This window comes from Extibacter muris, assembly GCF_004345005.1.
GTDB lineage: Bacteria > Bacillota > Clostridia > Lachnospirales > Lachnospiraceae > Extibacter > Extibacter muris.
This window is the reverse complement of sequence record NZ_SMMX01000012.1, coordinates 56729-80968: the sequence shown is the minus strand read 5'-3', so window position 1 is coordinate 80968 and position 24240 is coordinate 56729. Positions and strand designations below refer to the sequence as shown.

Annotated in this window: 21 protein-coding genes; 14 read left to right on the top strand and 7 right to left on the bottom strand. The window is 41.0% G+C overall.

From position 1 onward, the window contains the following. Positions 1 to 10: 10 nt before the first annotated feature. The 5 genes from gyrB to dnaA all read right to left on the bottom strand — a co-directional run bounded on the left by gyrB (position 11) and on the right by dnaA (position 6019). Positions 11 to 1945 (bottom strand): DNA topoisomerase (ATP-hydrolyzing) subunit B, encoded by a 1935-nt coding sequence (gene gyrB / locus E1963_RS13990; protein ID WP_132279076.1) that lies wholly within the window; start codon positions 1943 to 1945, stop codon positions 11 to 13. 10 nt (positions 1946 to 1955) lie between these two features. Then, positions 1956 to 3041, bottom strand: coding sequence for a DNA replication/repair protein RecF (gene recF / locus E1963_RS13985; protein WP_132279073.1), 1086 nt, complete (start codon positions 3039 to 3041; stop codon positions 1956 to 1958). Next, positions 3031 to 3240, bottom strand: a complete 210-nt coding sequence (locus E1963_RS13980; RefSeq protein ID WP_132279070.1) for an RNA-binding S4 domain-containing protein — start codon at positions 3238 to 3240, stop codon at positions 3031 to 3033. Before E1963_RS13980 ends, recF begins: the two co-directional genes overlap by 11 nt. A 35-nt stretch (positions 3241 to 3275) precedes the next feature. Further along, on the bottom strand, positions 3276 to 4382 hold the full coding sequence (gene dnaN / locus E1963_RS13975) for a DNA polymerase III subunit beta (RefSeq protein WP_132279067.1): 1107 nt from the start codon (positions 4380 to 4382) through the stop codon (positions 3276 to 3278). Between the two features lie 248 nt (positions 4383 to 4630). Continuing rightward, positions 4631 to 6019 carry a chromosomal replication initiator protein DnaA gene (gene dnaA, locus E1963_RS13970; protein WP_132279064.1) on the bottom strand — a complete coding sequence of 463 codons (1389 nt, stop codon included), beginning with the start codon at positions 6017 to 6019 and terminating at the stop codon, positions 4631 to 4633. A gap of 393 nt (positions 6020 to 6412) precedes the next feature. Between dnaA and rpmH the strand changes: the two genes are divergently transcribed. From rpmH to rsmG, 8 genes are all read left to right on the top strand, one after another. Beyond that, positions 6413 to 6547 carry a 50S ribosomal protein L34 gene (gene rpmH / locus E1963_RS13965; protein ID WP_132279061.1) on the top strand — a complete coding sequence of 45 codons (135 nt, stop codon included), beginning with the start codon at positions 6413 to 6415 and terminating at the stop codon, positions 6545 to 6547. A 49-nt stretch (positions 6548 to 6596) separates the two neighbouring features. Then, positions 6597 to 6950: a ribonuclease P protein component gene (rnpA, locus tag E1963_RS13960; RefSeq protein ID WP_132279058.1), complete on the top strand. Its 354-nt coding sequence runs from the start codon at positions 6597 to 6599 to the stop codon at positions 6948 to 6950. Positions 6951 to 6964: 14 nt separating this feature from the next. Then, on the top strand, positions 6965 to 7177 hold the full coding sequence (gene yidD, locus E1963_RS13955; RefSeq protein ID WP_082912647.1) for a membrane protein insertion efficiency factor YidD: 213 nt from the start codon (positions 6965 to 6967) through the stop codon (positions 7175 to 7177). 39 nt (positions 7178 to 7216) lie between these two features. Further along, the gene (locus tag E1963_RS13950; protein WP_132279055.1) at positions 7217 to 8287 is read left to right on the top strand and encodes a YidC/Oxa1 family membrane protein insertase; all 1071 of its coding nucleotides are present in this window, start codon (positions 7217 to 7219) and stop codon (positions 8285 to 8287) included. Between the two features lie 12 nt (positions 8288 to 8299). Next, complete coding sequence (gene jag / locus E1963_RS13945) at positions 8300 to 9121, top strand: RNA-binding cell elongation regulator Jag/EloR (RefSeq protein WP_132279052.1); 822 nt, start codon at positions 8300 to 8302, stop codon at positions 9119 to 9121. A gap of 68 nt (positions 9122 to 9189) precedes the next feature. Continuing rightward, the gene (gene mnmE, locus E1963_RS13940; RefSeq protein WP_132279049.1) at positions 9190 to 10626 is read left to right on the top strand and encodes a tRNA uridine-5-carboxymethylaminomethyl(34) synthesis GTPase MnmE; all 1437 of its coding nucleotides are present in this window, start codon (positions 9190 to 9192) and stop codon (positions 10624 to 10626) included. After that, positions 10592 to 12493 (top strand): tRNA uridine-5-carboxymethylaminomethyl(34) synthesis enzyme MnmG, encoded by a 1902-nt coding sequence (mnmG, locus tag E1963_RS13935; protein WP_132279046.1) that lies wholly within the window; start codon positions 10592 to 10594, stop codon positions 12491 to 12493. The genes mnmE and mnmG overlap by 35 nt, the downstream gene beginning before the upstream one ends. A 9-nt stretch (positions 12494 to 12502) precedes the next feature. After that, positions 12503 to 13216: a 16S rRNA (guanine(527)-N(7))-methyltransferase RsmG gene (gene rsmG / locus E1963_RS13930; protein ID WP_132279043.1), complete on the top strand. Its 714-nt coding sequence runs from the start codon at positions 12503 to 12505 to the stop codon at positions 13214 to 13216. Positions 13217 to 13287: 71 nt separating this feature from the next. Here rsmG and E1963_RS13925 read toward each other — a convergent pair whose 3' ends face one another. Then, positions 13288 to 14250 (bottom strand): alpha/beta fold hydrolase, encoded by a 963-nt coding sequence (locus tag E1963_RS13925; RefSeq protein ID WP_132279040.1) that lies wholly within the window; start codon positions 14248 to 14250, stop codon positions 13288 to 13290. 431 nt (positions 14251 to 14681) lie between these two features. Between E1963_RS13925 and E1963_RS13920 the strand changes: the two genes are divergently transcribed. The 5 genes from E1963_RS13920 to E1963_RS13900 are packed head-to-tail and all read left to right on the top strand — an operon-like array spanning position 14682 to position 19139. Beyond that, entirely contained in the window at positions 14682 to 15440 is a 759-nt protein-coding gene (locus tag E1963_RS13920; protein ID WP_132279037.1) for a ParA family protein, read from the top strand. A 20-nt stretch (positions 15441 to 15460) separates the two neighbouring features. Next, entirely contained in the window at positions 15461 to 16369 is a 909-nt protein-coding gene (locus E1963_RS13915; RefSeq protein WP_132279034.1) for a ParB/RepB/Spo0J family partition protein, read from the top strand. 6 nt (positions 16370 to 16375) lie between these two features. Then, positions 16376 to 16915, top strand: a complete 540-nt coding sequence (locus E1963_RS13910) for a DUF4446 family protein (RefSeq protein ID WP_132279031.1) — start codon at positions 16376 to 16378, stop codon at positions 16913 to 16915. A 35-nt stretch (positions 16916 to 16950) separates the two neighbouring features. Then, complete coding sequence (gene serS, locus E1963_RS13905) at positions 16951 to 18237, top strand: serine--tRNA ligase (RefSeq protein ID WP_132279028.1); 1287 nt, start codon at positions 16951 to 16953, stop codon at positions 18235 to 18237. Between the two features lie 26 nt (positions 18238 to 18263). Further along, complete coding sequence (locus tag E1963_RS13900; RefSeq protein ID WP_132279025.1) at positions 18264 to 19139, top strand: DUF3881 family protein; 876 nt, start codon at positions 18264 to 18266, stop codon at positions 19137 to 19139. An 89-nt stretch (positions 19140 to 19228) separates the two neighbouring features. Here E1963_RS13900 and E1963_RS13895 read toward each other — a convergent pair whose 3' ends face one another. Next, complete coding sequence (locus E1963_RS13895; RefSeq protein ID WP_243117743.1) at positions 19229 to 20014, bottom strand: DDE-type integrase/transposase/recombinase; 786 nt, start codon at positions 20012 to 20014, stop codon at positions 19229 to 19231. 681 nt (positions 20015 to 20695) lie between these two features. On the opposite strand from E1963_RS13895, the gene E1963_RS13890 reads away from it, so the two are divergent. Beyond that, positions 20696 to 24223 carry a Cna B-type domain-containing protein gene (locus E1963_RS13890; protein ID WP_132279019.1) on the top strand — a complete coding sequence of 1176 codons (3528 nt, stop codon included), beginning with the start codon at positions 20696 to 20698 and terminating at the stop codon, positions 24221 to 24223. The last annotated feature ends 17 nt before the right edge of the window (positions 24224 to 24240 follow it).

The following is a 24240-nucleotide window of genomic DNA, read 5'->3' as shown; positions in this document are numbered from 1 at the left end:
CGTTTACCTCCTACACGTCCAGATTCTGTACATATTTTGCATTTTCTTCTATAAACTCGCGTCTTGGTTCTACTTTGTCACCCATAAGAGTTGTAAATGTAAGGTCAAGCTCAGAAGTGGTCTCATCATCCATCGTCACACGGAGCAATATGCGGTGTTCAGGATCCATGGTCGTCTCCCAGAGCTGTTCTGCATCCATTTCTCCAAGTCCTTTATAACGCTGTATCTTGTTGCTGCCGTCGCGGCCTACTTCTTTTAGTATTCCGTCCAGTTCTTCATCACTGTAGGCATACCATACCTTCTTATTCTTCTCCAGCTTATAGAGCGGCGGCTGTGCAAGATATACATAACCTTCTTTGATCAGATCAGGCATAAAACGGTAGAGGAATGTCAACAATAAGGTACTGATATGTGCACCGTCTACGTCGGCATCTGTCATGATGATAATTTTATGATAACGTAGTTTTGATATATCAAAGTCATCGTGTATTCCTGTACCGAATGCAGTGATCATGGCTTTGATTTCCGCATTGGCATATATCTTATCCAGTCTCGCCTTTTCTACATTCAGTATTTTTCCTCGCAGGGGAAGTATGGCCTGTGTTCCTCTGTCACGCGCGGTCTTTGCAGATCCCCCCGCAGAATCACCCTCTACGATGTAGATTTCACAGTTTTTTGGGTCTTTGTCGGAACAGTCAGCAAGCTTCCCTGGCAGCGACATGCTGTCAAGGGCAGATTTTCTTCTCGTCAGATCCCTTGCCTTTCTTGCAGCTTCCCTTGCCCGCTGTGCCATGACTGATTTTTCAACCGTCATCTTCGCCACGGACGGATTCTGCTCAAGGAATACTTCCAGCTGGCTGCTGACGACACTGTCCACAGCGCCTCTTGCCTCACTGTTGCCAAGCTTCTGTTTCGTCTGTCCCTCAAACTGCGGATCTTCTATCTTAACGCTGATAATTGCAGTGAGCCCCTCTCGTATATCTTCACCTGACAGGTTTGGTTCACTGTCTTTCAGCAGTTTATTTTTTCTGGCATAATCATTAAACGTCTTTGTCAATGCATTACGGAAACCGACGATATGGGTGCCGCCTTCCGGGGTGGTTATATTGTTGACAAATCCATATGTGTTGTCACTGTAAGAATCGTTGTGCTGCATTGCCACTTCAACAGCCACATTATTTACGAATCCTTCACAGTAGATGATATTTTCGTAGAGCGGCGTCCTGCTACGGTTCAGATATTCGACAAACTGCTTGATACCGCCTTCATAGTGGAATACCTTCTCCACAGGCTCGTCCACCGGCCTGTCGTCGCGCAGGACAATCTTTAATCCTTTTGTGAGGAAGGCCATCTCTCTGAACCTCTGCTTCAGTACATCATAGTCAAATACAGTCTCCTCAAAAATAGTATCATCCGGAAGGAACGTAACCTTCGTACCTGTCTTATCAGGTCCACATTCACCTATGACAGCCAGCTTCTTTGCAACTTTGCCGCGTTCATAGCGCTGCATATATACTTTACCGTCACTATAGATTTCAACTTCCAGCCAGTCTGACAGAGCATTTACAACAGAAGCACCTACACCGTGGAGGCCTCCGGATACTTTGTATCCTCCGCCGCCGAATTTGCCGCCTGCATGTAGTATCGTGAATACGACTTCAACAGCGGGCAGTCCTGCCTTGCTGTTGATTCCCACAGGAATACCGCGGCCGTTATCCACAACCGTTACAGAATTATCTTGATTTATCATTACGTATATGGTATCGCAGAATCCTGCCAGGGCTTCATCAACTGCATTGTCCACAATCTCATATACAAGATGATGGAGACCGCGTGCTGATGTACTGCCGATATACATACCGGGCCGTTTTCTGACAGCTTCCAGACCTTCTAATATCTGAATTTCGTCCGCGCCATATTCGTGCTGCACCTTTTCTGTACTCATTCTAATCCTCCTAGTTCTCTTTTGCTACTTGTCCGTCCTGGACATGAAATACTTTGTTTATAGAAAAACGATGATTCACAAACTCATCCACACCGGTACACGTGATTAACGTCTGTATATCATGAATACTATCTAATAAATAGTTTTGCCTGTGTTTGTCAAGTTCAGACAATACATCGTCAAGTAATAGCACAGGGGTATCATGTATCGACTGCCTGACCAGTTCGATCTCTGATAGCTTGAGCGACAGCGCGGCAGTCCGCTGCTGTCCCTGTGATCCGAACCTGCGGATATCAAGGTTCCCGGCCATAAAGCATATGTCATCCCTGTGGGGCCCTACTGAAGTGCTTTTTATCTTCATGTCCCGTTCTCTATTTTTGGACAGAGCCTGCTCAAGCGTAAGGTTCCCGATGCTCGGCTCATAAATCAAATGAATCTCTTCTCTATGTCCTGTCAACTTTTTGTGTATATTAGAAATTATTTTATTTATTTCATTTACGAACTGTTTTCTTCTATCCATAATCTTGTTACCGTACTGGATGAGTTGGATTTCCCATACATCCAACGTTTCCATTAGATTTCTCTGTTGGGTGATATCTTTTAACAAATGATTTCTCTGATTTACGATACGATTATAATTAGATAAATTATTAAGATATACCTTATCAAGCTGTGATAATTCAAGATCTATAAATCTTCTTCTCTCCGACGGCCCGTTTTTTATGATGTTCAGGTCTTCGGGAGAGAAAAATACGATATTGATGATTCCGAACAGTTCGCTTGCCTTACGTATAGGAATCTTATTGATGGCAATTCCCTTTGGACTGTTTTTCTTCAGATGCATGTCGATCTGATACGTAATACCGTTTTTTTCCACAACTGTCTCTATATGTGACTCTTCCTGCCCAAACTGAACCAGATCCCTGTCTTTTGTTCCTCTGTGGGATTTGGTCGTACCTGATAGATAAATAGATTCCAGGATATTGGTTTTTCCCTGTGCATTGTCCCCATAAAAGATATTTGTAGCATCATCAAACTCTAGTTTTAAAAGATCATAATTTCTAAAATTCTTTAACTTTAAAGATTTAATCTTCAATTTTTATTTCTTCCCCGTCAAATGTTACCACATCGCCGGCATGGAGCTTTCTTCCACGGCGGGTATCTGTCTCTCCATTGACCCGGACGAGACCGTCCTGGATCGCTTCTTTGGCCTCAACGCCGGAATCCACCAGGCCTGCAGCCTTGAGCACCTGTCCAAGCTTGATGAATTCTTCTCTCAATTTTATACTCTGCATATTATTTTCCTTACTTGCAATGTTGTGCTTATTGATTATGCTGCATTAAAATTTACCGGCAGAATCAGATAGATATAGTTCTCCCCGTCGTCTTTTATGAAACATGGAGCTTTTGCATTCATGAGATAAAGTGTGACTTCTTCATCATCGATGACACGAAGCGCATCGATAAGAAACTTCGGATTAAATCCGATAAGAAGATCCTTCCCTTCTTTTTCAATCACTATCTCCTCATTCATAGAGCCAATCTGCGACTTGATCTTCAGCTCCATGATTTCGTCGCCAATATTGATAATAATCGGCTTCTTATCTCCTTCTTTTACGAGAAGCGTCGCCCTGTCGATACAACTGAGGAGTTCTCTCTTGTTGATTCTCACTTTTGTCTCATAATCGCTGGAAAGCATCTGGTCAATCTTGAAGTATTCGCCTTCTATGAGCCTTGAGACTACGATCGTCTGGTCAAACTCAAATACGATATGGTTATTCGTGTATGAGATATTCACCATGCTTTCTGCCTCTCCGGACAGTATCTTGCTCACTTCCGTAAGAGTCTTACCTGGTACGACGAGCTTCTTGTCTGCGACTTCATTTCTCAATTCAATCTTGCGGATTGATATCCTGTGTCCGTCAAGAGATACGACCCTTAAGATACTGTCTTTTATCTCGAACAGCTCACCTGTCATTAATTTGTTGCTTTCTGTATCGGCAATTGAAAAGATAGTCTGCCTGATTACTTCTTTCAAAGTAAACTGTGATATTTCTATCGACTCCTCTTTCTCTATAATGGGCAGGTATGAGAACTCTTCTCCTGGCTTTCCTGACAGATCGAACTTTGCCTTTTCACAGGTAATGACTGTCTGAAGATTTGCATCCGTTTCGATTACGATATCATTGTCCGGAAGTTTTCTTACGATTTCTGAAAAGATTCTTGCATCGATAGCAATTATCCCACGTTCTGCAATCTCTCCCTCTATCTCTGTCTGTATTCCCAGTTCCATATCATTTGCTGTCAATTTGATAATGTCAGTAGTAGCATCAATAAGGATACACTCCAGTATTGGCATTGTCGTCTTAGAAGGGACAGCTTTGGATACGATGCTGACTCCTTTTACAAGGTTTGATTTGCTGCATATAATCTTCATGTGTATAACTCCTTTCGTGCGGCGCTAATATATAAATATATAAAAGATTTCCGTATTCTTCTTATTAGGGGCTGTGGAAAAGAGGAAAACCATCCTGAGCCCTCTGTCTGCCATTGTTTTGGCATCTCATAACTGTGTGGAATGTAACGGGGAGTATATGTGGACGCTGTTTGGATAACTTTTTCGTAATTCACTATTTTATTTCTGCAACAAGAGATATCCATAGGTTGTCCACAATTTTATTAACATTAAGCCGGATTAATTTTCTTCTTTATGATGCTTACCGTATTCGATAACGTTTCATCAGTCGTGACTTCTTTTGTTATCTTGTCAACTCCATGCTTTACTGTGGAATGGTCTTTCCCTCCTAGGAAGATGCCGATTGATTTCAATGGCGTGTCTGTCATAGAGCGGATAAGATACATCGCAATCTGCCTTGGGGTGGATATATCTGCATTTCGTTTATTGCTTTTCAAATCAACGATGGATACGCCGAAATGCTCGGAAACGATATCAAGTATGAGTTCGGGTGTCACTTCCCTGTTGTTTTTGGAGGATATGATATCTTTCAGAGCTTCTGAGGCTAGGGTGATATCTATCTCTGTGGCATTGTTATTCAGTTTGTACAGCGCTATCAGCTTATTCAGGGAACCTTCCAGCTCCCGGATGTTTGTCTTTACATTAGTAGCAATATATTCGATGACATCCTGAGGTATATTATATTTTTCCAGTTTGTCAAGTTCAATCTTCTTCTGAAGGATTGCCATCCTTGTCTCATAATTCGGAGCCGAGATATCCGCGATAAGTCCCCACTCGAACCGGGTGCGGAGCCGTGCTTCCAACGTCTCGATATCCTTAGGAGGCTTATCACTTGAGATGATAATCTGTTTTCCAGAAGTATGGAGATGGTTGAACGTGTGGAAAAATTCTTCCTGGGTACTTTCTTTTCCTATTATAAATTGTATGTCGTCTATCAGAAGAACATCATTATTTCTATACTTGTCACGGAACTTTGACATGGCCGACTCATTGCCGGCCGTCTTCCCGTTCTTCAGCGCATCGATCAGCTCATTTGTAAACGTTTCGCTCGTTACATACAGGACCTTTTTCTTTGGACTATTTTCCAATATAAAATGTGCGATTGAATGCATGAGATGGGTCTTTCCCAGTCCTACGCCTCCGTAAAGGAACAGGGGGTTATATACTTCCCCAGGTGATTCCGCAACCGCCAGAGAAGCCGCATGGGCAAAGTTGTTGTTGCCGCCTACGACAAACGTATCGAAAGTGTACTTTGGATTAAGCCCGGCCTTCTCAGCTGCGGACTTCGATTTTTTCTTCTGGTTCGCTTCAATGGCCATATTCTGAATCTCATCGATTCTTTCATCATCTTCTGATAAGAATATAACCTCATATTCCGTTCCCGTAATCTCTGCAATACAGACTTTAAGAGGGAGCAGATACTTCTTCTCGATATATTCCACACTTGCATTCATATTGACAAGTATGAATACCGTGGTTTCTATAACGTCATATACCTTTAAAGGCTGGATCCATGTAGAGAAAGATACGTTGGACAACCCATGCTCGATTCTAAGATGCTCTATAATCTCCTGCCATTTTTCCTTCACAATGTTCATTCCCATAAACTCCTAATCTTTCCATTTAAAAGGGTTTTAAGCATAAACCCGTTCTTTACATTTTACATCAAAATCACTATTTAAGCAACGATTATTCATGTGGATAACTTTATCATAAGCAGAAAATACCACATACACGGTACAAAAAGAGAAAAAAACTTGTATATCCACAGTCTATCCACCTAAAACCCACAGGTTATCCACAAAATGTGGATAATATGGAAAATAATTGGGGACGGGGGAAATTGAAAAAACCTCCGTCCCCAATTAAAAAAAATGACAAAATCCTAGCTTTTGCTTGACGTACAGGCTTTTTTTTAATATAATCTTAACTGATGTCTTTAGAAATATGTGGGAGTATATCCCTTGTAAAATATAAGGAGGTGGATATCAATGAAAATGACATTCCAGCCAAAAAAGAGACAGAGATCTAAAGTTCATGGTTTCAGAACGAGAATGAGCACAGCAGGTGGAAGAAAAGTACTTGCAAGCAGAAGAGCAAAAGGAAGAAAGAGATTATCAGCGTAGGCCGCATATATGTGGCCTTTTCTTCTCTAAAAATTGGGAGATCCACTGTATGAAATATTCCGAATCTTTAAAGAAAAATAAGGATTTTCAGACTGTCTATAATAATGGTATTTCTTATGCGAACAAGTATCTTGTAATGTATGTGATGGAAAATCATACGAAGAAGAACAGGTTAGGTATTTCAGTAAGTAAAAAAGTAGGAAATAGTGTAGTGCGACACAGATTGACAAGGTTAATCAGGGAAAGTTATCGACTACAAGAAGATAAGTTCAGATGCGGATTAGATATAATTGTAATAGCAAGAATAGGCGCTAAAGAAAAGAACTACAATGAAATCGTCAGCGCATTGCTCCATCTAGGACATCTTCATGAAATTATAGATGTGGGAAGCAATTCCCATTAGTGGGGTGACATATTATGAAAAGAATTCTGCTTGGATGTATCAGATTCTATAGGAAATATCTTTCAGGACTCAAGCAATATTCCACATGTATCTATTTTCCTACATGTTCCGAATATGCAGTTGAGGCAATTGAAAAATATGGAGCATGGAAAGGAAGTCGTCTGGCCATCTGGAGAATACTGCGTTGTAATCCATTTGCAAAGGGTGGATATGACCCCGTACCCTGATAATTTATATTAATCGTATTTACAATGGAGGAAGAAAGAATGACAGCAGCTGCTTTATTAACTACTGCAAACTGGCCTATTGTAGGACAGATTGCGTGGTTACTCGGTAAAGTAATGAACTTTATCTACACGGTGTTAGATAACGTATTGCCATCGGACAACGGCCTGGTGGGCTTATCTATTATATTTTACACAATAGTCGTATATACAATTATGCTTCCGCTTACTATCAAGCAGCAGAAAACAGCAAAGATGTCTTCTGTCATGAACCCTGAGATCCAGGCAGTTCAGAAGAAGTATAAGAATAAAAAGGATCAGGCTTCTATGATGAAGCAGCAGGAAGAGATTCAGCAGGTATATGACAAGTATGGAACATCCATGACAGGCGGATGTCTTCCCTTATTGATTCAGATGCCATTGCTGTTTGCACTGTATCCGGTTATCTATGATATGAAGAATTACGTTCCAGCCATCAAAAATGCGGCGGTAGATGTGAATAAGTTTATTACGATACCAGATCTTACACTGTCACCTGTCCAGATGATAAAAGAAAGTGGTTCCTTCGGCATAGCTCCAATCATCATAATTATAACTGCCATACTGCTCCCCATTCTGTCAGGCCTTACACAGTTTCTCAGTATCAAGCTTTCACAGTCTATATCAGGCCAGCAGATGGACAAGGATAATCCGATGGCAGGAACGATGAAGACGGTGAACATGACGATGCCGATATTCTCAGTATTCATGGTATTTACATTATCTTCAGGTATTGGCCTCTACTGGATTATAAGTGCAGTAGTACGGTGTGTTCAGCAGGTACTTATCAATAAGCACCTGGGCAAAGTGTCGGTAGAAGATATTATTGAGAAAAATAAAGAAAAAGCAGCTGAGAAGCGCCAGAAGAGAGGCGAGAAAGCTGAAAAAATAAATGCGATGGCACAGACAAATACAAGAACTCTAAAAGATTCTGCAAACCGCGGTACTTCAGGTCTGACAGAAAAAGAAAGAGAAGAGAAAATAGCAAGGGCACGTGATAATGCTGGAAACGCTAAGGAAGGAAGTCTGGCGTCCAAGGCAAACATGGTTAAAAAGTTTAACAAGAACGATTAGGGGGCATGGGTTATGGAATATATTACTGTATCGGCAAAGACGCTGGATGACGCAATTACAGAGGCTTTAATCCAGTTAGGCGTGACAAGTGACCAGTTGGATTATGAAGTAATTGAAAAAGGAAGTGCAGGCTTCCTTGGTATCGGAATGAAACAGGCAGTAATAAAAGCCCGCAAGAAGATAGCAGAGCCTGTAAAAGAAGAACCTGTTGAAGAGACAAAACCAGAAGTGCCGGTTAAAAAAGAAAAAACAGAAGTAAAAAAAGACTTTAAAAAAGATTATAAAAGAGAGATAAAGAAAGAAAAGGCTCTTGTAAAAATAAAAGAGGAGAAGCCGGCTGCAGAGAAAGAAGAAGCAGATCTTGCGAAGGTTGAACAAGAGACCATCGCAGCATGTGAGAAATTCATATATGATGTATTGCAGGCCATGGATATGGAAGGTGTAAAAGTGACATCAACGGTTGACAAAGAAGGTGCACTGAGCATAGACATGGATGGAAAAAATATGGGTATACTTATAGGAAAGCGCGGACAGACACTGGACTCTCTTCAATATCTCACAAACAGAGTTGCCAACAAGACGCAGGACGGTTATGTAAGGGTAAAACTTGATACAGAGGACTATAGGCGCAGAAGAAAAGAAACTCTGGAAAACCTTGCAAAGAATATAGCAAGTAAAGTAAAAAGGACAAGAAGAACCGTATCCCTTGAGCCGATGAACCCTTATGAAAGAAGAATAATCCATTCAGCTTTACAAGCAGATTCCGCAGTATCCACACATAGCGAAGGTGAAGAGCCTTACAGAAGAGTAGTAGTTACATTAGTACGTAAGTAAATAAAAAGAAAAAATAGGGGTTGAAATTGCCCCTATTTTTTGTATATTTTCATAGGGGTCAGACCCCTATGAAAACGGAGGTAATTGTTGTGAAAACTCAAACTATTGCGGCAATATCCACAGCAATGTCTGATTCTGGTATTGGTATTGTCCGTATGAGCGGTGATGAAGCTTTTATGATTGCGGACAAGATATATGAGGGAAAGAATGGCAAGCAGCTTTCATCCCAGAAGTCACATACGATACATTATGGCTTTATCAAGGATGACAATGGGCCTGTAGATGAAGTACTTGTCATGATTATGAGAGGTCCTCACAGCTATACAGGGGAGGATACGGTGGAAGTTAACTGCCATGGCGGGGTCTATCTTGTCAAGCGTGTTCTTGAAATTATGATTGAAAATGGGGCGAGGCCCGCGGAGCCAGGAGAGTTTACAAAGCGTGCCTTTCTCAATGGCAGGCTTGATTTGTCCCAGGCTGAAGCTGTTGGAGATTTGATTGCTTCTCAGAATGAATATGCGTTAAAAAGTTCAATAGGTCAGTTGAGGGGAAATGTAAAGTCAAAAATAAATGACATTAGAAATAAAATAATATACCATACGGCCTTTATTGAGACTGCTTTAGATGACCCTGAACATATCAGTGTCGACGGCTATGGTAAGGAGCTAAAGGGCACTGTTGCTGAACTTCTGTCAGAGATTGAGAAACTACTTTCTACATGTAACGATGGAAGAATCATTAAGGAAGGGATAAAGACGGTCATCGTCGGTAAGCCGAATGCTGGCAAGTCTACGCTTCTTAATGTACTAGTAGGTGAAGAGAGGGCTATCGTGACGGAGGTAGCGGGAACGACCCGTGATATATTAGAAGAGCACATTAATCTTCAGGGCATTTCACTTAATATAATAGATACCGCAGGTATCAGGGAGACAGATGATATCGTGGAACGGATTGGGGTAGACAAGGCAAGGCTACATGCTGATGAAGCAGATTTGGTTATATATGTGATCGATGCCTCTGCTCCGCTTGATGAGAATGACACGCAGATAATAAAAATGATATCTGGAAAACCTGTGATTATCTTGCTAAATAAGTCAGATTTAGATATGATGATTAATAAGGAAAAAGTAATAGATGCTTATTATGCAATAAATCCTGCAAATAATGAATGTGATGAAAGCAAAGAAATTCAAGTAATAGAAGTATCAGCAAAGAATCAATGTGGCATTAATGATTTTGAAGAAGTAGTAAAAGATATGTTTTTTGAAGGAAATCTTTCATTTAATAATGAAATATATATAACTAATGTGAGACATAAGGCTGCGCTGCAGGATGCCCGTAACTCTTTACTAAGGGTTATAGAGTCGATTGACAGCGGGATGCCGGAAGACTTTTACTCAATTGATCTGCTAGATGCTTATGAATCTCTTGGCAGCATTACCGGGGATACGATGGGAGAAGATTTGGTAAATGAGATATTCAGCAAATTCTGTATGGGAAAATAGAGACAAATACGATATTGTGGTTATTGGCGCAGGGCATGCAGGATGTGAAGCTGCACTTGCATCTGCCAGGCTTGGATTCCAGACGATTGTTTTTACGGTGAGTGTAGACAGCATAGCATTGATGCCGTGTAATCCTAATATTGGAGGAAGTTCCAAAGGACACCTTGTGAGAGAGATCGATGCACTTGGCGGAGAGATGGGAAAAGTGATTGACCAGACTTTCATTCAGTCTAAGATGCTAAATAAGTCAAAGGGTCCTGCCGTACACTCCCTCCGGGCACAGGCTGATAAACTGCGCTACAGCAATACAATGCGCCAGGTGCTAGAGAGCCAGGAAAGGCTGGAAATAAAGCAGGCAGAAGTAGTAAATATAATAACTGAAGACAATAAGGTGACAGGAGTACAGACTTATTCTGGCACAGTCTACCGGTGCAGAGCTGTTATCTTATGTACAGGGACATATCTGAAAGCACGCTGCGTATACGGTGATGTAAGCCAGAATACAGGGCCCAATGGACTTCAGGCGGCAAACTATCTGACGGAATGCCTGAAAGATCTTGGTATTAAGATGTATCGCTTTAAGACAGGCACTCCGGCCAGGATTGACAGGAATACAGTCGACTTCAGTAAGATGGAAGAACAGTTTGGTGATGAAAAAATTGTACCTTTTTCATTTACTACCGCTCCAGAAGATGTACAGATTGACCAGGTATCATGCTGGCTGACTTATACAAATGACAAGACGCACGAGATTATCAGGAAGAACCTCGACAGGTCTCCTTTATATTCTGGAATGATAGAGGGAACAGGTCCGAGATATTGTCCATCCATTGAAGATAAAGTTGTTAAGTTTGCAGATAAGGACAGGCACCAGGTATTCATCGAGCCCGAAGGACTAGAGACGAACGAAATGTATATAGGAGGCATGTCAAGCTCGCTTCCGGAAGACGTACAGTATGACATGTACCGGACTGTTCCCGGGCTTGAGCATGTGAAGATCGTAAGAAATGCTTATGCAATCGAGTATGACTGCATCGACGCAAGGCAGCTTAAACCTTCATTAGAATTTCGTTCGGTTGAAGGTCTGTTCAGCGGCGGACAATTTAACGGCAGTTCAGGTTACGAAGAAGCAGCGGCACAAGGACTTGTGGCAGGTATCAACGCATCCCGGATGCTCCATGGCAAGGAACCGATGATTATAGACCGTTCACAGGCGTATATTGGTGTGCTGATTGACGACCTGGTCACAAAAGAAAGCCATGAGCCATACAGGATGATGACGTCACGTGCTGAGTACCGGCTGCTGCTCCGGCAGGATAATGCAGACCGGAGGCTTACTAGAATAGGCTACGAGATGGGTCTGATAGAAGAAAAACGTTATAACAGGTTCCTTCTTAAGGAAAGATTGATTGCTGACGAAATAGATCGGCTGCTTCATACACACGTGGGTATAAATGAGAAGGTGCAGGATTTACTTTCCACATATGACAGTACCCCTTTGAATTCAGGCACTACTCTCGCAGAACTTATACGCCGGCCCGAACTTTCGTATGATATATTGGAACCGATTGATAAAGGCCGTCCAATTATGCCAAATGATTTACAGGATGAAGTTATAGAACAGGTTAATATATCTATCAAATATGAAGGATATATCAGGCGCCAGGAAAAACAGGTAGAACAGTTCAAGAAGCTGGAGAAGAAAAAGATACCGGAAAATATCGACTATGACGAAGTGAAAAGTCTGCGCATCGAGGCAATCCAGAAATTAAAGGAATACCGCCCTGTATCCATTGGACAGGCTTCCAGGATATCTGGCGTATCTCCGGCAGATATCTCAGTGCTATTAGTGTATCTTAATGCATAGGAGTTTATAATGAATAATATATTAGAGTCAAAACTGCAAGAACTTAATATTACACTTGATGGAAATCAGTCAGAGCAGTTTCAGATCTTCTATAATCTGCTTACAGATTGGAATAAGGTTATGAATCTGACTGGTATTACAGAATATGAGGAAGTAGTTGAAAAGCATTTTTTAGATAGTCTTGCTATTGTTAAAGCTGTCAATTTACAAAAAGTTCACAATATCATAGATATCGGTACAGGCGCAGGATTTCCGGGCATACCTTTGAAAATCATATATCCCCAACTGGATGTGACGTTATTAGACTCCTTGAAAAAGAGAGTACGTTTTTTAGATACAGTTATAGAAAATACTGGTCTTAAGGGTATCAAAGCCATGCATGGGCGTGCGGAAGATTATGCGAAACAGACAGAATATAGAGAGAACTATGACCTTTGTGTTTCACGGGCTGTCGCAAATCTGGCTACTCTATCAGAGTATTGCATACCTTATATACGGACAGGGGGTATATTTATTCCGTATAAATCGGAGGATATAGAAAATGAAGTAGAACATTCTAAAAATGCCATATCCTTATTAGGTGGAAATATCAGAGACATAGTAAAATTTCAACTTCCAGGAACAGATATAGGCAGATCATTTATAATTATAGAAAAAACTAAAATGACTCCTAAGAAATATCCACGTAAAGCAGGTCTGCCATCGAAAGAGCCATTAACATAATTTATATTGTATTAAAAACATCCTATGAACAGTAACACGTTCATAGGATGTTTTTGTATATCACTACTCTTCTATTCTTCAGTTGACAACAGTATATTAACCTGTTCAAGAAATTCGTGTGCATGTTCCAACTGAGGCAGATATTTACTATCATCCATTTCGACTATCTCAATGGACGGGAGTATATCTTTATAGGCATCGGCAAAATCAAAATTATCTGAATTAGATTTTCCTGTTATTATAAATATGCTGTTAGATAATGATTCCAGACAATGAGGAATATTTATAGTTGTATAATATCCTGACATACTTGCAAATAGATATTTTGATGAAGCATTTCCAGAGTGGGCACTTTCATAATATGTGCGCACTAAATTTTCCTCTATCTTATCAAAATCATAATAATAATCCATTTGGAACAATGCCTGTATATCACTTCGCTTCGTGAGCATGTTATAGACAAAAGTACCTATTACAGGAGTATTTATCAACAAGCTTAGACATTTACTTCTTTTCGTAGGTATTTTGCCAAGAAGTTCTATACTGGCTGGGTTAACTAATACAATTTGATCTACTATTGAATTATCATTTTGACATGCAGCTAAAACAAACGAACCAGATTTTCCCGTTGCTATTACATCCGTCTTATCTCCTATTACATGTTTTATAAAATCTGTAATAAGCTGCATATACATATAATTAGTATAGGTGAGGTTTGGTTTATCTGAGCGGCCGCAGCCTAATAAATCTATACTGAAGACAGTATGATTCTTAGATAAATGATCAATCACCTTATTCCATTCATATGCAGAACTGTAAGTAGTTAAATCATGTATGAGAAGTAAAGGTTTGCCTTCTCCCTTTTTTGTATAATAAATCTTGCCAAATCTCCATTCATAATAAGAACCGGATGGATTTGTCAATAAATCATCCAGTGTGGCAGAAAAGTATATAAACTTATTTATCATATGTAATGTAACAGCAGATACGCCAGCTAACGCAGATACCGCAGCAAATTTCTTTTTCCAGCTCATATAAACCCCACTTTCTTTTAAAACAACGTCCCCTTGTTTTGGTTTTTAAAATAGCTTATTAACTCAAAGGATAATTATATTATATAAGACTATTATCCATAAGAATATTATACTACATTAAAGTTCATATATAAAGCTAAAAAGTAAAAATGTTTCACGTGAAACATCTTGTTTAGAAGTACTAGACACATATAAATACATAATCTTATGCTCAGTTAAAAAAATAATTATTCTATAAATGCTAACTATTTTCTGTAGTAAAATATGTTAAATCATCAAAAGAATAACTACACTACCACTTACTTACATTAAAAATTATTAAAAAAGCACTATAATATTCAAAATTAAATGTTTCACGTGAAACATTTAGTAGATATAATGTTGAAAAGGTGGTATACTAAATCTATGCAAAAAACAGAAAGGTGATTAAAATGGGAAGAGTTATAGCCATTGCCAACCAAAAAGGTGGTGTTGGAAAGACTACAACAGCAATTAATCTATCCGCTTGCCTGGCAGAAAAAGGACAAAAAGTTCTTGCAGTAGACATGGATCCTCAGGGTAATATGACAAGTGGTCTCGGATTAGATAAAGAATCGGTTGACAAAACAGTTTATGATTTGATTATCGGAAACGCTGATGTAGATGAAGTTTTACAGAAAGATGCACTTGAAAATCTTGACATATTACCTACCAGTATAGATCTATCTGCTGCTGAAATAGAACTTATAGGTGTGGAAGAAAAAGAGTATATTGTCAGAGATGCAATTAAGGACATAAGGGATAATTATGATTATATTATAATTGATTGTCCACCGTCATTAAGTATGCTTACGATTAATGCAATGACTACAGCAGATACAGTTTTAGTCCCTATTCAATGTGAATATTATGCCCTGGAGGGATTAAGTCAGCTCATACATACTGTTGAACTAGTCAAGGAACGCCTGAATCCTCAACTTGAGATAGAAGGAGTCGTATTTACCATGTACGATGCACGAACCAATCTGTCACTTCAAGTTGTAGAAAATGTAAAGGACAACCTTCAGCAGACCATATATAAAACAATTATACCACGTAATATACGTCTGGCTGAGGCTCCGAGCTACGGTATGCCTATAAGCCAGTATGATTCGAGGTCTGCGGGTTCTGAAAGTTATATGAAGCTGGCAGATGAAGTGATGAATAAATAATAATTAATTTGGAGGACGATATGGCAGTAAAGAAGAAAGGCCTTGGGAAGGGGCTTGACAGTTTGATTCCTGACAAGCCTTTAAAGGCAGCTATGACCAATACCAGCAACCCCTCGGAGGATAATAAACCAGGTTCGGGGGAACGGATGATGAAGATTAATATGGTAGAGCCGAACAGAGAACAGCCGCGTAAAAATTTTGAAGAAGACGCACTGCTCGAACTGGCCGATTCCATAAAACAATTTGGTGTACTACAGCCACTTCTGGTCAGAAAAAGGAAAGATTATTATGAAATAATAGCAGGCGAAAGAAGATGGAGAGCGGCTAAGATGGCCGGTGTAAAAGAAGTACCTGTTATTGTAAAAGACTACACAGAGCAGGAAATAGTTGAAATCTCTCTTATTGAAAATATTCAAAGGGAGAACCTGAATCCAATTGAAGAAGCTATGGCATTTAAAAAACTATTGGAAGAATTCAACTTAAAGCAGGATGAAGTAGCAGAAAGAGTTTCTAAAAGCAGGACGGCTGTAACTAACTCGATGCGTCTTCTTAAGCTGGATGAAAAAGTGCAGCAGATGATTATAGATGACATGATATCTACAGGACATGCAAGAGCACTCTTAGCAATAGATGATTATGAACAGCAGTATATGCTGGCAAACAAAATATTTGATGAAAAGCTTAGTGTGCGTGAGACAGAAAAGCTAATTAAAGAAATAAAAAATCCGAAAAAGCCAAAGGAAAAGAAAATAATAGAAAACCAGTTCATATATACGGATCTGGCTGATAAACTAAAAGAAGTAATGGGAACCAAAGTAAGTATAGCATCTAAAGGAAAAGGAAAAGGTAAGATAGAGATAGAATATTATTCAGACAGTGAATTAGAACGTGTGTTCGATTTAATGATGAGCGTCAACAAAGGAGAATAGGCATATATGGAAAGTAAGATACTGAATGCGTTGGGAATAGATCCGGCTTTAATCTTCATCTTTACGTTGATATTGTTTATCGTATTGTTTATATTATATGTAAATGTCACTATGAAGTATAACCGGTTAAAAAGCAGTTACGCAACGTTTATGAGAGGAAAAGATGGCAAAACTTTAGAAGAAGGATTTAAGGACAAGTTTGCAGAGATAGACACCATACTTAAGGTTACAAAACAAAACAGACAGGATATAAGAGAAATAAATAAAAAAATGGAAGGTGACTATCAGAAGCTTGGCATTATCAAGTATGACGCATTCAACGAAATGGGTGGAAAGCTCAGTTTTGCGCTGGCTATGCTTGACGGCAATAATAATGGATGGGTCATTAACGCAATGCACAGCAGAGAAGGCTGCTACACTTATATCAAAGAAATCGTCAAAGGCGAGAGTTATGTAGAATTAGCTGAAGAAGAGGCTGAAGCACTTGACAGAGCTATATTCAGTGAATCATATGACAAAGAGATCAAAGACATTATTGATAAATAGTAAATATAACAATAACGAATAATGAGGTGGAAATTATGTTAGATATCAAATTTGTAAGAAATAACCCTGATACAGTAAAAGAGAATATCAAAAAGAAATTTCAGGATGATAAACTTCCTCTCGTAGATGAGGTATTACAATTAGATCAGCAGAATAGAGATATTAAACAGGAAGTTGAGGCGCTGCGTGCAGACAGGAACAAGATATCAAAGCAGATTGGCGCATGCATGGCACAGGGCAAGAAAGAAGAAGCTGAAGAACTTAAGAAAAAGGTACAGGAGAATGCTGACAGAATAGAGGCCTTGTCCTCAGAAGAAAAGCAGGTAGAGGAAAGAATCAAAAAGATTATGATGACGATTCCTAATATCATCGATTCATCTGTACCTATAGGAAAAGATGACAGTGAAAATGTAGAGATACAAAAATATGGAGAACCTGCAATACCAGAATTTGAAATACCATATCACACGGAGATTATGGAGAATTTTAACGGTATAGACCTCGAGAGTGCAGGAAAAGTTGCAGGAAATGGGTTCTATTATCTTATGGGAGATATCGCTAGGCTGCATTCAGCAGTAATCACATATGCAAGAGATTTTATGATCAACCGTGGCTTTACTTACTGCATCCCTCCATTCATGATTCGCAGCAATGTCGTAACAGGAGTTATGAGTTTCGCAGAGATGGACGCCATGATGTACAAGATTGAAGGTGAAGACCTCTATCTCATCGGAACGAGCGAACACTCTATGATCGGCAAATTCATCGATACGATGCTCAATGAAAACCAGCTACCACAGACATTAACGAGTTATTCACCATGCTTCCGGAAAGAAAAAGGCGCCCATGGGATTGAAGAACGTGGCGTGTACAGAATCCATCAGTTTGAAAAGCAGGAGATGATTGTCGTTTGTAAGCCGGAAGAGAGCAAGGTATGGTATGATAAACTCTGGCAGAATACAGTAGACTTATTCCGTTCTCTCGATGTGCCGGTACGTACGCTGGAGTGCTGTTCCGGAGACCTGGCTGACTTGAAGGTTAAATCCTGCGACGTAGAAGCATGGTCACCGAGGCAGAAGAAATACTTTGAAGTAGGAAGCTGTTCCAACCTTGGGGATGCACAGGCGAGAAGGCTTGGCATACGTGTAAAAGGCACAGACGGAAGCAAATATTTTGCGCACACACTTAACAACACAGTAGTAGCGCCACCTAGAATGTTGATTGCATTTTTGGAAAACAACCTTCAGGAAGACGGCTCAGTCCGTATACCAGAAGTATTGCAGCCATACATGGGTGGTATGACAAAGATTGAAAAGAAATAAAACATTAAAATTGTAAGGAAAAACCCATGCATAAATTTTTACAGGCCATAGGTTATGGCAATATAACTTCAAAAAGACGATTGAATGAATTCCTGAAAGACACAGAGGAGTCATTCACCCATCATGAACTCGTAGAAGTCGAAAATGAACTGGATTTCTGCGAGTATCAGAGGGAATGCGGCGCCGGCATAGGCGTATCTATCTGTGGGGATATGGATATAAACGAGCATTTTGAACGGCAGTATTATTATCCATATTTTATCGGCAGCGGACTGACATCTTATGCTGATGTCGTTGTGGAGAGGAGGATGGGTGAAGAAGCCTACGTAGGTATATGTGAAGATGTAAAAGTAGGTATCAGCCTAATCTTTTATCTGCAGAATGCGGTAGAATTTATCAAAGAAAAGCAGATGTCCGGCAAAAAAGTGAAATACGGTTCTGTAACACTTTCAGGACTATGCAATAAGGGTACAATTCTGCTCCCGGTATTAAAGAACGCCGAATTAGAAAAAAAGAGACAGGAAGAATCCAGAAACAGGATGATGCTATTAAGTGCGGCTAAAAATGGCGATCAGGCCGCGATGGAAAGCCTGACGCTGGACGATATAGACATTTATTCCAAAGTATCAAGACGCCTCATCACAGAAGATGTGTTCAGTATAGTGGATACATGTTTCATGCCATACGGGATAGAATGTGACTGCTACTCCATATTAGGTGAGATACTGGATATACATACAATAGAAAATGAAGATACAAAGGAACAGCTCTATGTCATGAAACTTGATGTGAATGAGCTGCAGTTCGATATCTGCGTGCCCGTTAAGAAAGTGACAGGAGAGCCTTCCGTAGGACGCCGCTTTAAAGGAGATATCTGGCTGCAGGGAAGAATTAACTTTTAAAGGCAATTGGGGACGGGGTATTTCTAGAAATACCCCGTCCCCAATTAAAAAAAGGGCGTCCCCTATTTCTGTAGGTTTTCAAACATTTGTTACACTGACCGTAAATAATCCTTTAAGACCTCATTCGGTGTTTTCCAGCCTAGAGGGCGCATGGGGAAATTGTTATAGTCCCTACGGTTATACACCTTCAGCTGCGCAGCAAAGTCCTCAAAGGAATAGAACAGATGGGTCGCATAAAAACGCTCATTATCTTTTCGATGGCTGCGCTCTACCTTCCCGTTGTGACGAGGGGTAAAGGGACGGATGACTTTGTGCTTTATCTCATGTGCTTCCAAGTGCTTTTGGAAGAGGGTCGGCTTGTCCCGGTGAGAAGTAAAGCGGTTGGTGAATTCCGACCCATTATCCGTCTGGATGCACTCGATGGAGATGGGGAACGCTTTTACGAGGTGTTCCACAAACTGCGCGGAAGAATAGGTGCTGTGTTCCTCAAAGGCTTCCACGAAGCGCCATCTGGAATACTCGTCAATGGCAATGTACTGGAAGAACTGCTTCCCAATGACCCTGCTGTTTTTGAGGAAGCGGTAGAGTCCGGTGATGGAGCGGGAATAGCCGCGCTGCCTGAGTTTGACCCAGAAGACGACCAGTCCGGCATCAGGGTTACGGCGACGCATATCCGAGATAAGTTTTTCTTCCTGTGGGGTATGCTGGTTGGGGTGATGGTGAGGCCGTCTGGAGCGGTCACGGAGGGAATCCATGGAGCCGTCAAAGCGGCGTTTCCAGCGGTAGACATACTGCCGGTTGGTCTTGTATTTGACAGCCGCCTTGGTGACGCCATACTTCTCAGCGTAGCGGATCAGGGATAGACGGTATCTCATATCTTGTGTTATACTAGCCATAGCAGGGAACTCCTTTGTTTATGTTGTGGTTGTGGTGACTAAAATATAACACAAAAGGCAGTATCTCTGCTTTTTAAATATTCAGTTGTAACACATGTATTGTAATCCTACAAATAGGGAAAAATGATTTGCCCATTTTACTTGATTTTTAAGAAGTTTTATGATATTATATTTAATGTATATCTGTGCTCGATTAGAATACTCTCTTTTCTTGTAAAGATAAACAAAAGTTTTTTTGTTTTTTTATAAGAAAGGGGTTGACAATTGTGCTTACACTCGATATACTCGCGACAGACAGACAGACAGACAGACAGACAGACAGACAGACAGACAGACAGACAGACAGAATAAGTCTGTCCTTTTTTGTTACTCAAATAAATATTCTATAATCAAAGGCGCATCACGCCTTTTTCTGTTTGTAGCTTGAAGCAATGCGAGTATGAATACATCTCTGATTTGAGAAACACGCTCTATCTTTCCATAGCAAAACCGTTTATGCAGTCAATCTGCTTGGAGCCGCTTTCTCTTTTCCATCTTTTCAATTATGGCGGAGTATTTATACGGGTGAAAATGGCCTTTTGAGGATAGGCATAAAGCAGATGATTTTTCAAATTGCGGGGAATGAAAACGAAGATTTCTGAAAAGGAGATGTAAATTGATATGAAAATAAAGAAGTTAAAGAGCATGAAGAAAAGATTTTTAAGCCTGCTGCTATGTGCGGTTATGCTTTGCGGCTTTGTTCCGCAAGGAACCATGGCAGCTTCTGCTTCAACAGGCGGTGACGTGTGTGCTCATCATGTGGAACATACCGAGGACTGCGGTTACAGCAAGGGCGTGGAAGGTAGTCTATGCACCCATGAGCATGCGGAGGATTGCACTATCTTTGAAACGAATTGTGTTCATTCGCATGACGAAAGCTGTTATCCTAATGAAACTGTTTTGGATGACAGCACTACCCCGTCCAAAGCGGGCGAGGCCAGCCCAACCGAATGTACCCATGTTTGCGGCGAAGAAAGCGCCTGTACTACAAAGAAATTGAACTGCACCCATTCGCATGATGAAAACTGCGGCTATGTAGAGGCGGTAGAGGGTACGCCGTGCAATTATGATTGCCCTCTATGTTCAGAATTAGACAACGAAATCGAAGAATTTTCATTGAGGTCAGAAGAGGTGACGGATTTTGCCACACTTAAGGAAACGATTGAAGAACTTACTTCCGGCAGCACAGAAACAATCAGTGTAAATGCTGAAAAGATCGCCTTTGATAGTACCATTACTGTTCCGGCTGGCGTTGAGGTAACGTTATCCTTTTCACAAGTTACGATTTTTGAGCCAAACCAAAAAGACCTTTCATCCCTGTTTTTCATACCCGAAGAAGCCGGTTTGACGATAGGGGAAACAACAACCGATGCCTATCGATCTACTTGGCGCGGTTATAGCGGTAATGCCGGCTATATGCAAGAGGCGCTTATTGAAAGCAAGGGGGATCTTATTCTGAACTCTGGCATAATTGGTGATTGGGCATCTTCCAAAGCCGTCATTGCATTAGATGGAGATAAAAGCTTATTTGTCATGAACGGTGGACAAATCGGAAGTAGCGATTATTATTGGCCAGATTGCGCAGTCAAGCTAGACAATGGTGCCAATCTTAACTTAAACGATGGCGTGATTACAGGTTCTGCAAAAATCGGAGTCCATGCAGACCATCAATCTATGTTCACCATGGAGGGTGGTCTCATTGAAAAGGCGAAAGACAAAGGCGTTTTAGTTGACCACGGGTCAGCCTTTACAATGAACGATGGTGAGATCAGCGAAAACGGTTTGTCGGAAATATGGTGGATGGATGCCGGCGGAGTGAATGTTTTTGATGGTTCCTCTTTCACAATGAACGGCGGCGAAATCTCTTACAATAAAGGCGGTACAGGCGGGGTCTGCATCGGAAATAATGTGGATACTATGCAAAATGCTTATAAGGATCTGGATGTGCTTCCCTCAAATACACCGGCCATCGCCACATTCATTTTTAATGACGGCTATATTGGTTCCAATACCGGATACGACAAGGGCGGCGGTCTCTTTGTCAGCGCCAATGCCGATGTCACCATGAATGGCGGCAGCCTTTCCGAAAATACAACAGAAGTTGGTGGCGGGGGCGTTCTCATTCAGGATGGCTACCTGCTCAAATACGCGGGCAACGAGAAGAAGCCTGTTACAGCAGACGACTATCCGAAAGTTTCCATGTCTGAATGGCAGACACGTTTTCCCGGACGTTTTACCATGAACGGCGGGAGCATCAGCCGCAACGAAGCCCTAGGCAAGTATACCCAGGGCGGCAGTGCTGCACCGATGGATGTGGACGGTGATGGCGGGGGAATCTTAATTTGGTCGAACGAAGTCTACCTAAAAGCAGGTGAGATTGCTCATAACACAGCAAAAAATCACGGCGGTGGTGTACATGTTAAAACTGTACCCTATCATTTGTCGCTTTCTCGTGTAGAGATTCGTACAAATAAGGCAAGCAATGAAGGCGGAGGACTCTGGTTTTGCCCAATTGGTATCAGTGATATTTATTTTGAAGAAGGAGCTTTAGTAACGGGAAATACTGCAGTCAACGCAGGAGATGACTTCTATACCGTCGAAAAGCGCAAAGATACATTTACGACAAGTTTAGGAGGTCAGCAAAGTCAGGTTAATGGCATCCTCTATATGTCTGACAAGACTTTAGGTGGTGGCAAGGTTCACTGGTATGCCGATAACCATGGCGACCGTTACATAGCTGGCACTACACCGGAGGAAGATGTCACTAGCATATATAATCGAACCAATGCTTATGGGCTCAAATCACAGCTTGAGCAGAAGGATATTGATACAGCAGAACAGTTAGTTTCTTTAATAGTTGTAGATAATCAGGCGGAAAGCGGCGGCGGTATCAGTGCCAACGGTTGGATTACGATTGGAAAAGGACCACAGCCGATTCAGGTCACACTTTCCGGTGAAAAACATTTACTTGATTTCGAGGGCACGCAATTTAATTTCAGCGATGAAGTGTTTCGATTCAAACTTACGGACACTAATTTACCGGGTACCTTGGGTTATTCCCTTTCCAAGACAACTTCATCCTCCGAGGTAATTCCATCATCGGAGCCGAAAATAGGCGCCTTTAGCTTTGATATAAACTTTAGCCTTCCGGGGACATATACCTTTGATGTAACTGAAATAAAAGGCGATGACGAAGCGTATCAATATGACAATGCAAAGTATCATATTGAATACAAAATTACACTGAATGCAGATAATGTGCTACAAGAAAGCCATACAATCAAAAAGGAAACCCTTCAGCCTACTCAAAGCACAACAGAAGTTGATAAGATTGTTTTTGAGAATGTTCATGCGCCTAAGACCTCAGTCCAAGTCACCAAGGTGTGGAATGATAACAATAATCAAGACGGCAAGAGACCAGAATCTGTTACTATTAAACTTTTGGCGGACGGTAAAGTTGTCGAGGGAAAGACCTTGACCCTGACCGCTGCCAACAATTGGACGGGTACCTTCTCTGATCTGGACGGATACAAGGCGGGCAAAAAGATTGCCTACACGGTAGAAGAAATCACCATTAGCAACGGCTATGAGGTTTCCGTTACCGGTACCGCCGCTGATGGCTATACTGTTACCAACACCTATCATGCACCAAAAATGGGTGGAATCACAATAGAGAAAGAAGTAACAGGGACACAAGGCGATAAAGACAAAAAGTTTCACTTTACAGTTACCCTTGATGACAAAACAATCAGCGGTACATACGGCGATATGGAGTTTACAAACGGAGTTGCGGAAATCATATTAAAACATGGTGAAAAAGCAAATGCCACGGGGCTCCCTGCCGGTACGGGATATACTGTCGTAGAAAAAGAAGCGAACAGCAACGGCTATACAACTTCTTCTATTGCTGACAAAGGTACGATTCCAGAAAACAGCAGTGCAGAAGTAAAATTTACCAATCATAAAGATGGCGTGGAAACTCCGAAACCGGATCCTACACCGAAGCCAACACCGGACACGCCTGATGATGTGCCACAGACAGGTGATACATCAAATATAAGCCTTTGGATTGCCTTGGCCTGCTTCTCTGTGTTCGGCATAGCGGTGATCCTGTTTGGGAGAAAACAGCGCCATAAAAGACACAAATAAGAAGTGCAGGAAAAAGG

What these genes read in the sequence shown, in the direction of transcription:
- gyrB (WP_132279076.1), bottom strand. Translation starts at nt 1,945, where the DNA reads ATGAGTACAGAAAAGGTGCAGCACGAATATGGCGCGGACGAAATTCAG.
- E1963_RS13980 (WP_132279070.1), bottom strand. Translation starts at nt 3,240, where the DNA reads ATGCAGAGTATAAAATTGAGAGAAGAATTCATCAAGCTTGGACAGGTG.
- dnaN (WP_132279067.1), bottom strand. Translation starts at nt 4,382, where the DNA reads ATGAAGATTATATGCAGCAAATCAAACCTTGTAAAAGGAGTCAGCATC.
- dnaA (WP_132279064.1), bottom strand. Translation starts at nt 6,019, where the DNA reads ATGAACATTGTGAAGGAAAAATGGCAGGAGATTATAGAGCATCTTAGA.
- rpmH (WP_132279061.1), top strand. Translation starts at nt 6,413, where the DNA reads ATGAAAATGACATTCCAGCCAAAAAAGAGACAGAGATCTAAAGTTCAT.
- rnpA (WP_132279058.1), top strand. Translation starts at nt 6,597, where the DNA reads ATGAAATATTCCGAATCTTTAAAGAAAAATAAGGATTTTCAGACTGTC.
- yidD (WP_082912647.1), top strand. Translation starts at nt 6,965, where the DNA reads ATGAAAAGAATTCTGCTTGGATGTATCAGATTCTATAGGAAATATCTT.
- E1963_RS13950 (WP_132279055.1), top strand. Translation starts at nt 7,217, where the DNA reads ATGACAGCAGCTGCTTTATTAACTACTGCAAACTGGCCTATTGTAGGA.
- jag (WP_132279052.1), top strand. Translation starts at nt 8,300, where the DNA reads ATGGAATATATTACTGTATCGGCAAAGACGCTGGATGACGCAATTACA.
- mnmE (WP_132279049.1), top strand. Translation starts at nt 9,190, where the DNA reads ATGAAAACGGAGGTAATTGTTGTGAAAACTCAAACTATTGCGGCAATA.
- mnmG (WP_132279046.1), top strand. Translation starts at nt 10,592, where the DNA reads ATGAGATATTCAGCAAATTCTGTATGGGAAAATAGAGACAAATACGAT.
- rsmG (WP_132279043.1), top strand. Translation starts at nt 12,503, where the DNA reads ATGAATAATATATTAGAGTCAAAACTGCAAGAACTTAATATTACACTT.
- E1963_RS13925 (WP_132279040.1), bottom strand. Translation starts at nt 14,250, where the DNA reads ATGAGCTGGAAAAAGAAATTTGCTGCGGTATCTGCGTTAGCTGGCGTA.
- E1963_RS13920 (WP_132279037.1), top strand. Translation starts at nt 14,682, where the DNA reads ATGGGAAGAGTTATAGCCATTGCCAACCAAAAAGGTGGTGTTGGAAAG.
- E1963_RS13915 (WP_132279034.1), top strand. Translation starts at nt 15,461, where the DNA reads ATGGCAGTAAAGAAGAAAGGCCTTGGGAAGGGGCTTGACAGTTTGATT.
- E1963_RS13910 (WP_132279031.1), top strand. Translation starts at nt 16,376, where the DNA reads ATGGAAAGTAAGATACTGAATGCGTTGGGAATAGATCCGGCTTTAATC.
- serS (WP_132279028.1), top strand. Translation starts at nt 16,951, where the DNA reads ATGTTAGATATCAAATTTGTAAGAAATAACCCTGATACAGTAAAAGAG.
- E1963_RS13900 (WP_132279025.1), top strand. Translation starts at nt 18,264, where the DNA reads ATGCATAAATTTTTACAGGCCATAGGTTATGGCAATATAACTTCAAAA.
- E1963_RS13895 (WP_243117743.1), bottom strand. Translation starts at nt 20,014, where the DNA reads ATGAGATACCGTCTATCCCTGATCCGCTACGCTGAGAAGTATGGCGTC.
- E1963_RS13890 (WP_132279019.1), top strand. Translation starts at nt 20,696, where the DNA reads ATGAAAATAAAGAAGTTAAAGAGCATGAAGAAAAGATTTTTAAGCCTG.